This is a genomic window from Streptomyces sp. NPDC057249, from assembly GCF_042669245.1.
Taxonomy (GTDB): domain Bacteria; phylum Actinomycetota; class Actinomycetes; order Streptomycetales; family Streptomycetaceae; genus Streptomyces.
In genome coordinates, this window is the sequence record NZ_JBHUXS010000002.1 from 50339 (window position 1) to 64391 (window position 14053).

Annotated in this window: 15 protein-coding genes; 10 read left to right on the forward strand and 5 right to left on the reverse strand. The window is 74.1% G+C overall.

Features of this window, described 5'->3' with window-relative positions:
* The first annotated feature begins 100 nt into the window (after positions 1 to 100).
* The 5 genes from ACFUJY_RS03865 to ACFUJY_RS03885 all read left to right on the forward strand — a co-directional run bounded on the left by ACFUJY_RS03865 (position 101) and on the right by ACFUJY_RS03885 (position 3677).
* Entirely contained in the window at positions 101 to 745 is a 645-nt protein-coding gene (locus ACFUJY_RS03865) for a TetR/AcrR family transcriptional regulator (RefSeq protein ID WP_383294044.1), read from the forward strand.
* Between the two features lie 126 nt (positions 746 to 871).
* On the forward strand, positions 872 to 1306 hold the full coding sequence (locus ACFUJY_RS03870) for a hypothetical protein (protein ID WP_383294047.1): 435 nt from the start codon (positions 872 to 874) through the stop codon (positions 1304 to 1306).
* Between the two features lie 28 nt (positions 1307 to 1334).
* On the forward strand, positions 1335 to 1919 hold the full coding sequence (locus ACFUJY_RS03875) for a TIGR03086 family metal-binding protein (protein WP_383294049.1): 585 nt from the start codon (positions 1335 to 1337) through the stop codon (positions 1917 to 1919).
* 96 nt (positions 1920 to 2015) lie between these two features.
* Positions 2016 to 2762: an SDR family oxidoreductase gene (locus ACFUJY_RS03880; protein WP_383294052.1), complete on the forward strand. Its 747-nt coding sequence runs from the start codon at positions 2016 to 2018 to the stop codon at positions 2760 to 2762.
* Between the two features lie 84 nt (positions 2763 to 2846).
* On the forward strand, positions 2847 to 3677 hold the full coding sequence (locus ACFUJY_RS03885) for an aldo/keto reductase (protein ID WP_383294054.1): 831 nt from the start codon (positions 2847 to 2849) through the stop codon (positions 3675 to 3677).
* A gap of 28 nt (positions 3678 to 3705) precedes the next feature.
* Here the strand turns inward: ACFUJY_RS03885 and alc are convergent, their stop codons facing one another.
* The gene (gene alc, locus ACFUJY_RS03890) at positions 3706 to 4821 is read right to left on the reverse strand and encodes an allantoicase (RefSeq protein ID WP_383294057.1); all 1116 of its coding nucleotides are present in this window, start codon (positions 4819 to 4821) and stop codon (positions 3706 to 3708) included.
* Positions 4818 to 6167, reverse strand: coding sequence for an allantoinase AllB (gene allB, locus ACFUJY_RS03895; RefSeq protein ID WP_383294060.1), 1350 nt, complete (start codon positions 6165 to 6167; stop codon positions 4818 to 4820). The genes alc and allB overlap by 4 nt, the downstream gene beginning before the upstream one ends.
* 313 nt (positions 6168 to 6480) lie before the next feature.
* Here allB and ACFUJY_RS03900 point away from each other — a divergent pair, with 313 nt between their 5' ends.
* Entirely contained in the window at positions 6481 to 7281 is an 801-nt protein-coding gene (locus tag ACFUJY_RS03900; protein WP_383294063.1) for an IclR family transcriptional regulator, read from the forward strand.
* A gap of 113 nt (positions 7282 to 7394) precedes the next feature.
* On the opposite strand, the gene ACFUJY_RS03905 is transcribed toward ACFUJY_RS03900, so the two are convergent.
* On the reverse strand, positions 7395 to 8075 hold the full coding sequence (locus ACFUJY_RS03905) for an ABC transporter ATP-binding protein (protein ID WP_383294065.1): 681 nt from the start codon (positions 8073 to 8075) through the stop codon (positions 7395 to 7397).
* Positions 8072 to 9145, reverse strand: coding sequence for an ABC transporter permease (locus tag ACFUJY_RS03910; RefSeq protein ID WP_383294067.1), 1074 nt, complete (start codon positions 9143 to 9145; stop codon positions 8072 to 8074). Before ACFUJY_RS03910 ends, ACFUJY_RS03905 begins: the two co-directional genes overlap by 4 nt.
* Before the next feature lie 110 nt (positions 9146 to 9255).
* Between ACFUJY_RS03910 and ACFUJY_RS03915 the strand changes: the two genes are divergently transcribed.
* A complete protein-coding gene (locus ACFUJY_RS03915) occupies positions 9256 to 10458 on the forward strand; it encodes a sensor histidine kinase (protein WP_383294070.1) in 1203 nt (400 codons plus the stop codon).
* Complete coding sequence (locus tag ACFUJY_RS03920) at positions 10455 to 11090, forward strand: response regulator (protein WP_383294072.1); 636 nt, start codon at positions 10455 to 10457, stop codon at positions 11088 to 11090. Before ACFUJY_RS03915 ends, ACFUJY_RS03920 begins: the two co-directional genes overlap by 4 nt.
* A 15-nt stretch (positions 11091 to 11105) precedes the next feature.
* On the opposite strand, the gene ACFUJY_RS03925 is transcribed toward ACFUJY_RS03920, so the two are convergent.
* Positions 11106 to 11420 carry a DUF5955 family protein gene (locus ACFUJY_RS03925; RefSeq protein WP_383294075.1) on the reverse strand — a complete coding sequence of 105 codons (315 nt, stop codon included), beginning with the start codon at positions 11418 to 11420 and terminating at the stop codon, positions 11106 to 11108.
* Positions 11421 to 11605: 185 nt separating this feature from the next.
* On the opposite strand from ACFUJY_RS03925, the gene ACFUJY_RS03930 reads away from it, so the two are divergent.
* A complete protein-coding gene (locus ACFUJY_RS03930; protein ID WP_383294077.1) occupies positions 11606 to 12199 on the forward strand; it encodes an NTP transferase domain-containing protein in 594 nt (197 codons plus the stop codon).
* 232 nt (positions 12200 to 12431) lie between these two features.
* The gene (aceB, locus tag ACFUJY_RS03935; RefSeq protein ID WP_383294079.1) at positions 12432 to 14051 is read left to right on the forward strand and encodes a malate synthase A; all 1620 of its coding nucleotides are present in this window, start codon (positions 12432 to 12434) and stop codon (positions 14049 to 14051) included.
* The last annotated feature ends 2 nt before the right edge of the window (positions 14052 to 14053 follow it).

The following is a 14053-nucleotide window of genomic DNA, read 5'->3' on the forward strand; positions in this document are numbered from 1 at the left end:
GGGGGACGATCACGCTACCGGGCGCCCTCCTAGAATGACGAGCCCCCCGGGCGCGCCCGACGCGGTCCGCCCGCACCTCATCGGAGCACGGAGTCACCGGATGGCCGGAACACGCCAGGACGGCAGGGTCGAGCGCGGCAACCGCACCCGGCGGCTGGTTCTCGCCCGGGCGGCCGCGGTCGCCTCGGTGGAAGGTCTCGAAGGGCTGTCGCTCGGCCGGCTGGCCACGGACCTGCGGCTGAGCAAGAGCGGCGTGTTCGCGCTGTTCGGCTCCAAGGAGGAGCTTCAGCTGGCGACGGTCCGGGCAGCCGTCGCGGTCCACGACGAGCATGTGGTGGTCCCCACCCGCGAGACGCCCGCCGGGCTGGGCCGGGTGCGGCGGATGTGCGAGTCCTGGATCGCCTACTCGCGGGACCGGGTCTTCCCCGGCGGCTGTTTCTTCTTCGCGGCGCTCGCGGAGTTCGATGCCCGCGAGGGCGCGGTGCACGACGCGCTCGCCGCCGCGCAGGCCGGGTGGTTCGCCTTCGTGGAGCGGCGGATCGAGGAGGCGCGGACCCTGGGCGAGATCCGCGAGGACTGCGACGCCGCGCAGCTGGCCTTCGAGATCATCGCGTTCCTGGAACTGGCGAACGGCGACTCCGTGCTGCGCGGCAGCTCCGAGAGCTATACGAGGGCGTGGCGCGCGATCCTGGGGCGGCTCCGGTCGGTGGCGACGGACCCGTCGTCGGTGCCCGCGGAGGCGTAGGCCGCGCGGGAGCCGGCACGCTCCGGCCAAACCAATAGCACGATCGTTCGTCTACTTGTATGGTCGGGGTCGTCCGCCGCGGGGACCCGCGCCGGACGACCCCGCGTGCCAGGAGGAGAGCGAACCGTGCCACAGATTCTCTGGAGCACCCGGTGGCAGCCGGGTCCCGCCGCCGGGGCCGTGGAACCCGGCGCGGAGGTGCTCGTCGGCGTCACCGAGTTCGTCACGCACCGCCCGTGGCGCACGCTCTCCGTCGGCGCGGCGGGCGTGCGGCTGCGCCGGACCTGGCCCCGGACGCCGGGCGCGGTCGGCATGTGGCTCTGGGCGGACGTGGGGCCCCGGATGGACCGGTCCGGTTCGATCACCGTCTGGACGGCCCACGAGCACCTCATGGGCTTCGTCGCCCGCCCCGACCACCGCGCGATCGTCCGGGCCCACCGGGACGGGGGCACCCTGCGCTCGGCGACCTGGACGGCCCCCTTCACCAGCCGCTCGGCGGTGTACGACTCCGCGTGGCGGCTGGTGTCCGGGGCCGTGCCGTGGCCTGTCGGCACGGCCTGACCCACTTCCGCCCACGAAGGGACGCACCATGGACATCATCGGGCTCGACCGGATCGCGGTGCTGGAATCCGTGCGCGTCGTCGGCCGCGCGGGCGCCGGCGACTGGGACCGCCCCACCCCGTGCGACGGCTGGACGCTGCGCACCCTGGTGGAGCACATGGGCGGTCAGCACCTCGGCTTCGCCGCCGCCGCGCGGGGCGAGGGGGCCGACGCGGCGGCCTGGGCGCACCGCGCGGCCGGCGACGACCCGGCGGCCTGGTACCGGGGGACGGCCCGTGCCGTGCTCGACGCGTTCGCGCGGCCGGGGGCGTCGGAGGGCCGGTTCGCGCTGCCGGAGATCAGCACGGGGACGACGTTCCCGGGGGCGGTCGCGATGGGGTTCCACTTCATCGACTACGTCGTGCACTCCTGGGACGCGGCCGTGACGCTCGGCCTGCCCCTCGCGTTGCCCGCCGAGGTGCTGGAGGCCGCCCTGCCCTACGCGTTGCGCGTCCCGGACGGACCGGCGCGCGAAGGACCGGCCGCAGCCTTCCGGCCCGCGCTGCCGGTGGCGGACGAGGGCCCGCTCCCCCGCGTTCTGGCGGCGCTCGGCCGCTCGCCGGACTGGCGGTGACGCCCCGGATTCGGCGTCCGTTTCCCGCCGGTCCCCGGGGCGCCGAACGGCTTTCCTGGTGCCTGTCAGCACGACCGGCGACGGACAGGAACCACGATGAACAGCACCCCGCCCCTTCCCCGCACCGCGCTCGTCACCGGCGGCAGCCGGGGCATCGGCGCCGCGACCGCGCTGCGGCTCGCCCGGGACGGCGCCGACGTGGCGCTGACGTACGTACGGGACGAGAGCGCCGCCAAGGAGGTCGTCGCCGCGATCGAGGCGACCGGCCGCCGCGCCGTCGCCCTCCGGGCCGATTCCGCCGATCCGGAGGCCGCCGCGTCGGCGGTGCACCGGGCGGCGGCGGAGCTGGGTCGGCTGGACATCCTGGTGAACAACGCGGGGATCGGCGTCCTCGGTCCCATCGCCACCCTCACCCCGGCCGATGTGGACCGGGTCCTCGCCGTGAACGTCCGGGCGGTGTTCCTGGCCTGCCGGGCGGCGGCCGAGGTGATGGAGCGCGGGGGCAGGATCATCTCCCTCGGTACGGCCCTGAGCCGGCACGCGGGCGGGCCCGGCGGAACGCTCTACGCGATGAGCAAGTCCGCGCTCTCCGGCCTGACCAAGCCGCTGGCCCGCGAACTGGGCCCGCGCGGCATCACGGTCAACCTGGTCCAGCCGGGCGCCGTGGACACCGACATGAACCCCGCCGACGGCCCCTTCGCCGACGGCCAGCGCGCGGCCAACGCCCTGGACCGGTTCGGTACGGCGGCGGAGATCGCCGCGCTGATCTCGTACCTGGCGGGCGCGGAGGCCGCGTTCGTCACCGGGGCCGAGCTGGTCGTGGACGGCGGTCACGCCGCCTGACGCCGCCCTGCCGACCGCCGCCTCCCCGCCTACGCTGGGCGGGGAGGCACGCCCCGTAACGGCAGGCGACGAGAAGGGACGATCATGTCCGGTATCCCGGTGCACACCCTGAACGACGGCCGCACCATCCCGGCGGTCGGGCTCGGTACCTATCCGCTGGACGACGACGCGGCGGAGAAGGCCGTCTCCGGAGCCCTGGACCTCGGCTACCGGCTCGTGGACACCGCGCTGAACTACGGCAACGAGACCGGGACGGGGCGCGGCATCGCCCGCAGCGGGGTGCCGCGCGAGGAGGTCTTCGTCACGACCAAGGTGCCCGGCCGGCACCACGGCTACGAGAAGACGCTCGCCTCGTTCGAGGAGTCCCGGAGCAACCTCGGCCTGGACTACGTGGACCTGTATCTCATCCACTGGCCGCTACCCAAGGTGGGGCTCTACGTGGACACCTGGCGGGCGCTCGTCAAGCTGCGCGAGGAAGGGCTCGTCCGGTCGGTCGGGGTCTCCAACTTCACCGCCGAGCACCTGAAGCGGCTGCGGGACGAGACGGGCGTGGTGCCCGCCGTCAACCAGGTCGAGCTGCACCCCCGGCTGCCCCAGGAGGAGCTGCGCGCCGTGCACGCGGCGATGGGGATCGTCACCCAGAGCTGGAGCCCGCTGGGGCGCGGCCGGGACCTGCTGGCCGACCCGGAGGTGGTGGCGGTCGCCGAGGCGCACGGCGTCACGCCGGGCCAGGCGGTGCTGCGCTGGCACACCCAGCTCGGGGCCGTACCGATCCCGAAGTCGGCCGACCCGGGGCGGCAGCGGGAGAACCTGGACCTGTTCGGGTTCGAGCTGACGCCCGAGGAGCTGGGGCGGATCTCGAACGGACGGCGGGAGCGGTTCGGCGGGGACCCCGAGGAGCACGAGGAGTTCTGAGCCCGGTGCTCCTCGGGGTGCCGGTCGCTCAGCCGCCGAGCTCCGCGTGGCGGGCGGCCAGCCGGGCCGCGCCGCGTTCGGTGAGCGAGCCGAAGAGGCGGAGCCGTGAGATGCCGCCGTCCGGGAAGATGTCGATCCGGACCTGGTCGGCGCGTATGGCCGCCGGCAGCACGAAGCGGTGGTCGGTGTCGGGCTGGAGCCGGGTCCGGGGCAGGAACTCGGTCCACGCGCCGGTCTCCGCGTCCCGGGCGGTGAGCCGGGCCCAGCCCGCCGCGTTCCCCTTGAGGCAGGCGGTGTCGATCCCGACGGCGCGGATGTCGGCCTCTTCGACCAGGTGGTACTGGATCCAGTCGTTGCCCCGGTCGCGACGGCGGCGGGTCTCCCAGCCGTCGTCCATCTTGTGGGAGCGGCCGGGCTGGATGGTGTTCGTGGCCGGTGAGTAGAAGCGGTCGGAGGCGTCCTCGACCCGGCCGCCGTTCTCCAGGGCGACGACGTCGAACGTACCGAGCGCGGTCAGCCAGGCGGGGTCCGGGGCGACCTCGCCGTACACCCTGAGACGCGCGATGCCGCCGTCCGGGTGCTGGTTGAGCCGCAGGTGCGTGAAGCGGCGCTCCACGTCGACGGCGAACGCGTTGGCCGCGTGGCCGCCCACGGCGGTGCGGGGGACGAGCGTCGTCCGCTTCACGTCCGGGGCGAGCAGTTCCTCGGGCGAGGGCGAGCCGGGCAGTGAGACGGCCTCGACGGAGACGGCCTGGGGGTAGTTGCCGCGGAAGTGGGCGGTGTCCACGACCAGGCCGCGCACGATGCCGGGGGCGCCGAGCCGGATCAGCGCCCAGTCGTGGTCCTCGTCCACCGGGTGCGGCTGCGAGGCGCTCACCCCGCGCCGGCGGCGGGTCTCCCAGCCGTCCATGATCTTGCCCTTGTGCCCGAAGCGTTCCGGGTCGAAGTGGGCGGGTTCCGGCTTGAGCAGGTTCTCGCGCTCCGCGAAGAACTCGTCGTTGGCGGCGATCACGCCGGCGCCGAGCCGCCGGTCGGCGAGGTCCACGAGGTGGCCGAAGGGGTGGTCGGCGGTGCGGTAGTCGGCGTACGGGTCGCCGCCGCCGTACGGGTCGGCGTCGCCGGTGAAGTGCGCTGTCGCCGTCATGCTCGGATCTCCCTTGTCTGGAGGCGGCCGGTGGGTTCCGCGAGGACGCCGTCGGCGGCGATGCGTACGCCGCGCAGCCAGGTGGAGCGCACCACGCCCTGCAGGGTGCGGCCGGCGTACGCGGTGACCTGGTTGCGGTGGAAGAGCTCGGCCGGGTCGACGGTGAAGGTGGCGTCGGGTGCCAGGACCGCGAAGTCGGCGTCGCGGCCCGCCTCGATGGCGCCCTTGTGGTGCAGCCCGGCCAGGGCGGCGGGGGCGGCGGACATCCAGCGGGCGACGTCGTCCAGGGTGTGGCCGCGCCGGCGGGCCTCGGTCCAGATGGCGGGCAGGCCGAGCTGGAGGGAGGAGATGCCGCCCCACGCGGAGGCGAAGTCCGGGGTCTTGAGGTCGGTGGTGCACGGCGAGTGGTCGGAGACGATGCAGTCGATGGTGCCGTCGGCGAGCCCCTGCCACAGCGCGTCCTGGTTGGCGGCCTCCCGGATCGGCGGGCAGCACTTGAACTCGGTGGCCCCGTCGGGCACCTCCTCGGCGGTGAGGGTGAGGAAGTGCGGGCAGGTCTCGACGGTGAGCCGGACGCCCTCGCGCCGGGCGGCGGCGATCAGCGGCAGCGCGTCGCTCGACGACAGGTGCAGGACGTGGACGCGGGCGTCCAGCCTGCGGGCGTGGGCGATCAGGCCCTCGATCGCGGTGTTCTCGGCGTCGCGCGGCCGGGACGCCAGGAAGTCCGCGTAGGCCGGTCCGGCCTGCTGCGGCGCGGAGGCCAGGTGGTGGGGGTCCTCGGCGTGCACGATGAGCAGCCCGCCGAAGCCGGCGATCTCGGCCATGGACCGGGCCAGCTGCTCCTGGTCCAGCTCGGGGAACTCCTCGACGCCGGACGGCGACAGGAAGCACTTGAAACCGAAGACCCCGGCCTCGTGCAGCGGGCGCAGATCCTTGACGTTGGTGGGGACCGCGCCGCCCCAGAAGCCGGTGTCGACGTGCACCTTGGGCTCGGCGACGCCCTGCTTGATCCGCAGGTTCCCGACCGTGGTGGTGGGCGGCAGCGAGTTGAGGGGCATGTCGAGCAGCGTGGTGATGCCGCCGGCCGCCGCCGCGCGGGTGGCGGTCCAGAAGCCCTCCCACTCGGTGCGGCCGGGGTCGTTCACGTGGACGTGGGTGTCCACGAGGCCGGGCAGCAGGACGTCGTCCCCGAAGTCCTCGACGCGGGCTCCGGCCGGGGCCTCGGCGTCGTACGGCAGAACGGCGTCGATGGTCCCGCCGGTGACGGCGACCGAGGCGGGCCGGGTCCCCTCGGGGGTGACGACGCGCGTCGAGCGCAGTAGCAGCTTCACGTCCGGACCGGACACCGGTGCTCCTCACTTCGCACTTTCAACGAACTGTTGAAGGAGTCTTCACTCGGGAGCGCGGCCCGTCAAGGCCCCTCGGGGCGCCCCGCCCGCTTGCGTGACCACCCTGGAGTTTTCCACAAAGTAAAAGGTCAATTTCGGACTGTGGAACGTAGAATGGGCCAGGTGCCGCGTGGCCGGAGCACCGCGCGGCCTGCGGACACCCGGACAAACGGGCGCTGACCGGCCCTGACGGCCCCCGTCGGCTGTGGGCCGGCCGGAAAGGGCCCGGTAGGCTGCTGCCTTGCTCCCCCGCTTCGAAAGGACCGTTGACGTGCCGCCGTCCCACGCCAGCACTTCCGACTCCAAGCCCGCCGCATCCAGCGGTGGTGTGCAGTCCCTTGAGCGCGCCTTCGACCTGCTGGAGCGGATGGCCGACGCGGGGGGCGAGGTCGGCCTGAGCGAGCTCTCCGCCAGCAGCGGACTTCCGCTGCCCACGATCCACCGCCTGATGCGCACGCTGGTCCTGTGCGGGTACGTACGCCAGCAGCCCAACCGGCGTTACTCGCTCGGCCCCCGCCTCATCCGCCTCGGCGAGTCCGCCGCACGGCTGCTCGGCACCTGGGCGCGTCCGTATCTGGCCCGGCTGGTCGAAGAGACCGGCGAGACGGCCAACATGGCGCTGCTCGACGGCGACGAGATCGTGTACGTGGCGCAGGTGCCGTCGAAGCACTCCATGCGCATGTTCACCGAGGTGGGGCGCCGGGTGCTGCCGCACTCCACGGGCGTCGGCAAGGCGCTGCTCGCGCACACCCCGCCGGACGAGGTGCGCGCCCTGCTCGCCCGCACCGGGATGCCCGCCGCCACCGAGAAGACGATCACCACGCCCGACGGCTTCCTGGAGGCGCTGGAACAGGTGCGCCGGGTGGGCTACGCGGTGGACGACAACGAACAGGAGATAGGGGTCCGCTGCCTGGCGGTCTCGGTGCCCGACTCCCCCACGTCCGCCGCCCTTTCGATCTCCGGCCCGGCCGGCCGGGTCACCGAGGCGGCCACCGAGCGGATCGTGCCGATCCTCCAGCAGGCGGCCAGGGAGCTGTCGGACGCGCTGGCGAGCAGCGGGGCGGCGGGCTGAGAAGCCGTGACCGGGCCCGGACCTCTCGGGGTCCGGGCCCGCCCGCGTTCCGGGCCGGCGCGGTCCCGGGCGCGGCGCGGGCTCAGGCGGCGCGGGCTCCGGCGGGCGCGGGCTCAGGCGGGCGCCGGTGCGGTGAGGCGCCCGTCCAGCATCGTGACCGTCCGGTCCGCGCGGTCCAGGTGGGCGCGGTCGTGTGTGACCAGGACCGTCGCCGTCGACCGCCGCCGGGTCAGCGTCACCAGCAGGTCCAGGACGGCCGCGCCGCGTTCGTGGTCCAGGGCGCTGGTCGGTTCGTCCACGAGGAGCAGGGCCGGGTCGTTCATCAGGGCCCGGGCGATGTTGATCCGCTGGCGCTGCCCGCCGGAGAGCTGGTGGGGCCTGCGGCCGGCCTGCCCGGCGAGCCCGACCGCGTCGAGCAGGTCGAGCGCCCGGGCCCGGGCGGCCCCGGCCCGGCCGCCGGAGAGGTGCGTCATGACCTGGAGCTGTTCGACGGCGGTGAGGGACGGGAGCAGGTTGGGCTGCTGGAAGACGATGCCGACGCGCTCCCGGCGCAGCGCCGCCTTCTCCGCGCGCCCGAGCCCCGTGGTGTCCGTACCGGCGACGACGACCGCCCCGCCGTCCGGGGCGACCAGGGTCGCGGCCACCGCGAGCAGGCTCGACTTGCCGGAGCCGGACGGGCCGACGACGGCCGTCAGGGTGCCGGCCGGCACGTCGAGCGCGACGCGGTCCAGGGCGGTGAGGCGCCCGTCGCCGTCCGGGTAGGTGAGGGTGACATCGGTGAGCGTGAGGGTCATCGGGCACTCCCGAGCGCGGTGAGCGGGTCGACGGCGGTGATCCGCCGGATGGACAGGGCGGCCCCGGCCGCGCCGAGGGCGATCATCACGACGGCCGGGACGAGGACCGTCGCCGCGTCCAGGACGAACGGCACGGCCCCGCCGGAGACCAGGGCGCCGATGCCGGAGGCGAGGGCGGTGCCCAGGCCCGTACCGACGGCGAGCATCACGACGGCCTGCCCGAGCGCGTCCCGCAGCAGGTACGGGGTGGAGGCGCCCAGCGCCTTGAGCACGGCGACGTCGCCGCTGCGCTGGATCGTCCAGACGGTGAAGAACGCGCCGATGACCAGGGCGGAGATGGCGAAAAGGAATCCGCGCATCAGCTGGAGGGAGCCGTTCTCCGCCTGGTAGGAGCCGATGGCCGTCAGGGAGTCGTCCAGCGAGAGCGTGCGGGTGCCCGCCGCCCGGTCGCCGGCGGCGAGATCGGCGCCGCCGGTGGTGGTCAGGGCGATCACGGTGGCGTGGCCGTCCCCGTTCCCGGACCGCCGCCAGTCGGTGAGGTCGGTCCACACGACCGGGGTGTGGCTGTACGAGGCGTCGCCCGCGACGGCGGCCACGGTCGCCTCCCGGCCGCCGAGGGTCAGCCGGTCGCCGGGACGCACCCCCAGCTCGTCGGCGCCCCCGTGCGAGAGCACCACCTCGCCGGGGCCGACCCGGGCGGGCGCCAGACCGCTGCCGGGCTCGACGCCGAACGCGGAGACGGCGGCGGTGCGCTCCCCCGTACCGGCGGTGGCGTTCAGGGTGCGGATGCCGAGCGGGTGCGCGGCCTCCACTCCGGGCCGCCCGGCCCACGCGCGTACGGCGTCCTCGCCGACGGACGAGTCGGTGAAGGACACCGACCGCCCGTCCGGCGGGGCGGCGAACGCGAGGTGGTCGGCGTTCAGCCCGGTGACGGCCGAGGTGTTCTCCCGGGCCAGCCCGGCGGTCAGGCCGGACAGCAGGCCCACGAGCAGGGTGATCAGCACGATCACCGTGCCCATGAGCGCGAACCGGCCCTTGGCGAACCGTAGGTCTCTCCATGCGACGAACATGCCTCCAGCGTCGTTTCCCCCCGCTCCGGATACATCGCCCCCGGGCTGGTGACGACATCAACCTTTCGGTTGACCGGCCCGGGACGGCCCGCGCCTACGCTGGTTCCATCATGGAAACGCGTGTCCATCCCCCGGTCGCCGCCGCGCTGCGGCTGTGTCTGCACGGGCTGCTGCTCGGCCTGCTGGCGCTCACCGCCGTCAAGGCGTTCGCCGACGGCGGCCCGCACCCCGGCGCGGTGACCGCGGTCGCCGGTGTGCTGGCCGCGGTGTACGTGGCGGGCGCGGCGGCCAGGCCCGTGCAGCCGGGGACCCGGGCGGGCGCGGGGTGGCTGGCGGTGCTCGGAGTGCTGTGGGCGGCGCTGCTGGTGCTGTCACCGGACGCGCTGTGGGTGGCCTTCCCGCTCTACTTCCTCCAGCTGCACCTGCTGCCGACGCGCTGGGGCCTGCCGGCCGTGGCGGTGACGGCGGGCGCCGCCATCGCGAGCTTCCTGCTGCACGGGCAGGCGGTCACCCCCGGCACGTTCATCGGGCCGCTGCTCGGCGCGGCCGTCGCCGTCGCCACGGTCCTCGGTTACGAGGCGCTGTTCCGGGAGAGCGAACGGCGCCGCGAGCTCATCGAAGAGCTGGTCGCGACGCGTGCGGAGCTGGCCGAGGCGGAGCGCACCGCCGGCACTCTCGCGGAGCGCGAACGGCTGGCCCGGGAGATCCACGACACCCTCGCGCAGGGCCTGTCCTCCATCCAGCTGCTGCTGCGTGCCGCCGAACGCGCGCTGCCCGAGGACGCCCCGGCCGCCGCCCAAGTGCACCGGGCGCGCGAGGCGGCGCAGGACAACCTGGCCGAGGCGCGCCGCTTCGTCCGCGCGCTGACCCCGCCGGACCTGGCGAACGGTTCCCTGACGGCGGCCCTGGAACGGCTGTCGGCCCGCTCCACGACGCCCGCGCTCGCCGTGCGGTTCGCGGTCAGCGGCACCCCGGTGGAGCTGCCGACGCCGTACGAGGTGGCGTTGCTGCGGACCGCCCAGTCGGCGCTGGCCAACACCGTGCGGCACGCCGGGGCGGGGCGGGCGGAGATCACGCTGAGCTTCATGGACACCTCGGTGTCGCTGGACGTGGTGGACGACGGACGCGGCTTCGCGCAGGACGTCCCGGCGGCCGGGGCCTCGGAGTCCGGCGGCTTCGGGCTGCCCGCGATGCGCTCGCGGGCCCGGTCGCTGGGCGGCACCCTGAGCGTCGAGTCGGCGCCCGGCCAGGGCACCGCCGTCGCGCTGACCCTGCCGCTGCCGGTGGGCCGGGCCGGGCGGGAGGCGGCATGAGCGGGACGCCCGTCCGGTTGCTGCTCGCCGACGACCATCCGGTGGTGCGGGCGGGGTTGCGGGCCGTCCTGGACACCGAGCCGGACTTCCGGGTCGTCGCGGAGGCCGCCACCGCCGAGGAAGCGGTCGCCCGGGCGGCGGCGGGCGGGCTGGACGTGGTGCTCATGGACCTCCAGTTCGGCGCGGGGATGCACGGCTCGCAGGCGACCGCCGCGATCACGGCGGCGCCGGACGCGCCCCGGGTGCTGATCCTGACGACGTACGACAGCGACGCGGACATCCTGGCGGCGGTCGAGGCGGGGGCGGCGGGCTATCTGCTGAAGGACGCGCCGCCCGAGGAGCTGGCGGCGGCGGTCCGTACGGCGGCGGCCGGGCGCTCGGCGCTGGCCCCGGCCGTCGCGCACCGGCTGATGGACCGCATGCGCACGCCGGCCCAGGCGCTCACCAAGCGCGAGCTGGAGGTGCTGCAACTGGTCGGCGAGGGCCTGTCGAACGCGGAGATCAGCAAGCGGCTGTTCCTGAGCCAGGCGACCGTGAAGTCCCACCTGGTGCACATCTACGCCAAGCTGGGCGTCGACTCGCGCACGGCGGCCGTGGCGGCGGCGACGGCCCGCAGGCTCATCCGCCGCTGACCACGGCCGGCCCGGTCAGCGCTGCGGCGGCTCGCCGAAGAGGTCGACGGCGACCCGGACGTCCCGCAGGGCGGCGGCCAGCGCGCTGACCGAACCGATCGCCCCCGCGATCAGCAGCAACGAGCGGCGCAGCCGGGGAATCTCGGGCGTTCCGCTGAGCGCCATCGCGTCCAGCGCCGCGAGTTCGTCCTCGGCGATGGCGCGGTCGGGGAACCGCCCGGGGTGGCCGGCCAGGGCCCGCCGCAGCCGGGAGACCGCCGTGCGCAGCTCCGCCACTCTGGGGTCCTCGCCGCTGCCGGTCACCCGTTCCTGCCCGACGCTCTTCAACAAAGCTCCCCCTCGCACGTCCTTGTGCCGGTGTCGTTCCCAACGGTCTCCGGACCGTGGTCAAGTGTCCGGGGATGCGGGCAAGTTAACGCCATAAAAGGTGCCGGGCGCCACTCCGCGTACGTAACACGCGCCGGAGAGGTACGAGGTGGTGGGCGGAAGCGCACGCCGTGGGGTATCCAGGCGGCATGACACACGCACAGATCGCCGGACTGCTGCTCGCCGCGGGCGGCGGCCGCCGGCTCGGTGGACGCCCGAAAGCCCTGCTGGGACACCGTGGCGGCCTGCTCGTCGAGCACGCCGTGCGCACCCTGCGCGCGGGCGGCTGCGGCCCGGTCCACGTGGTGCTCGGCGCCTCGGCCGACGAGGTCGCCGCCCGGGCGGAGCTGGACGGCTGCGCCGTGAGCGTCAACCCGGAGTGGACCGAGGGCATGGGCTCCTCGCTGCGGACGGGGCTGGACGCGCTCGCGGGGACGGGCGCGGACGCGGCTCTCGTGCTGCTGGTCGACCAGCCGGGCATCGGGGCGGAGGCGGTGGCCCGGGTGGGTGCGGCGTACCGGGACCGGGCGAGCCTGGCGGCGGCCTCGTACGCGGGGGAACGCGGGCACCCGGTGCTGTTCGGGGCGGACCGGTGGGCGGCCGTCGCGGCGGGCGCGGTGGGCGACCAGGGCGCCCGGGCCTATCTGCGGGCGCACCGGGAGGAGCTGACGCTCGTGGAATGCGGCGACGTGGCACAGGCGTACGACATCGACACTCCGGCGGACCTCACGCACCTGGAATGACGGTGCCGGCACGCTGCGCCGACACCTTGGCCGTTCTGTCGACCCGAAGAATCTCGACATCAACAAACCATTGAACTTCCACCATGAGGAAACTACTATCCACTGATCAGAAGCCCTCTGCACCTCAGACGGCGGCCACAGCCGTATCCCGGAGCCCTGGCACGCCGTGCCGTATCGGGCGGCCCGGCGGCCGTGCCGCCGTCCGCACCGCCCGCTGAAGGAGTGACAGCTCATGTCCGCACCAGCGCCGTCCTCGCTGGCCATCGTCGATGCCGAGCCCCTGCCCCGGCAGGACGAGGTCCTCACCCCCGCGGCCCTCGCGTTCGTGGCCGAGCTGCACCGCCGGTTCACGCCCCGCCGCGACGAGCTGCTCGCCCGCCGCGGTGAGCGCCGTGCCGAGATCGCCCGCACCTCCACGCTGGACTTCCTGCCGGAGACCGCGGCGATCCGTGCGGACGACTCCTGGAAGGTCGCGCCGGCCCCGGCCGCGCTGAACGACCGCCGGGTGGAGATCACCGGTCCGACCGACCGCAAGATGACCATCAACGCCCTGAACTCGGGCGCGAAGGTCTGGCTCGCCGACTTCGAGGACGCGTCCGCCCCCACCTGGGAGAACGTCGTCCTCGGCCAGCTCAACCTGATGGACGCCTACAACCGCTCCATCGACTTCACCGACCCGAGGTCCGGCAAGGCGTACGCGCTGAAGCCGGCCGAGGAGCTGGCGACCGTCGTCACCCGCCCGCGCGGCTGGCACCTGGACGAGCGCCACCTCCAGCTCGACGGCACCCCCGTGCCCGGCGCGCTGGTCGACTTCGGCCTGTACTTCTTCCACAACGCCCAGCGCCTGATCGACCTCGGCAAGGGCCCGTACTTCTACCTCCCGAAGACGGAGTCGCACCTGGAGGCCCGCCTCTGGAACGACATCTTCGTCTTCGCGCAGGACGAGCTGGGCATCCCGCGCGGCACCGTCCGCGCCACGGTCCTGATCGAGACGATCACCGCGGCGTACGAGATGGAGGAGATCCTCTACGAGCTGCGCGACCACGCCTCCGGGCTGAACGCGGGCCGCTGGGACTACCTGTTCTCCATCGTGAAGAACTTCCGGGACGGCGGCGCCAAGTTCGTCCTGCCGGACCGCAACGCGGTGACGATGACCGCCCCGTTCATGCGGGCGTACACCGAACTCCTGGTCCGCACCTGCCACAAGCGCGGCGCACACGCGATCGGCGGCATGGCGGCCTTCATCCCGTCCCGCCGCGACGCCGAGGTCAACAAGGTCGCGTTCGAGAAGGTCAAGGCCGACAAGGACCGCGAGGCGAACGACGGCTTCGACGGCTCCTGGGTCGCCCACCCGGACCTCGTCCCGATCGCCATGGCCTCCTTCGACGCGGTGCTCGGCGAGAAGCCGAACCAGAAGGAGCGCCTGCGCGAGGACGTCTCGGTGGCGGCCGGCGACCTGATCGCCATCGACACCCTGCACGCCAAGCCCACGTACGACGGTCTGCGCAACGCCGTCGCCGTCGGCATCCGCTACATCGAGGCGTGGCTGCGCGGCATGGGCGCGGTCGCCATCTTCAACCTGATGGAGGACGCGGCCACCGCCGAGATCTCGCGCTCGCAGATCTGGCAGTGGATCAACGCGGACGTGGTCTTCGAGAACGGCGAGCACGCCACGGCGGACCTGGCCCGCAAGGTCGCCGCCGAGGAACTGGCCGCGATCCGCGCGGAGATCGGCGACGAGGCGTTCGCCGCCGGCCAGTGGCAGGAGGCCCACGACCTCCTCCTCCAGGTCTCCCTGGACCAGGACTACGCGGACTTCCTGACCCTGCCGGCGTACGAGCGGCTGCGCTGACG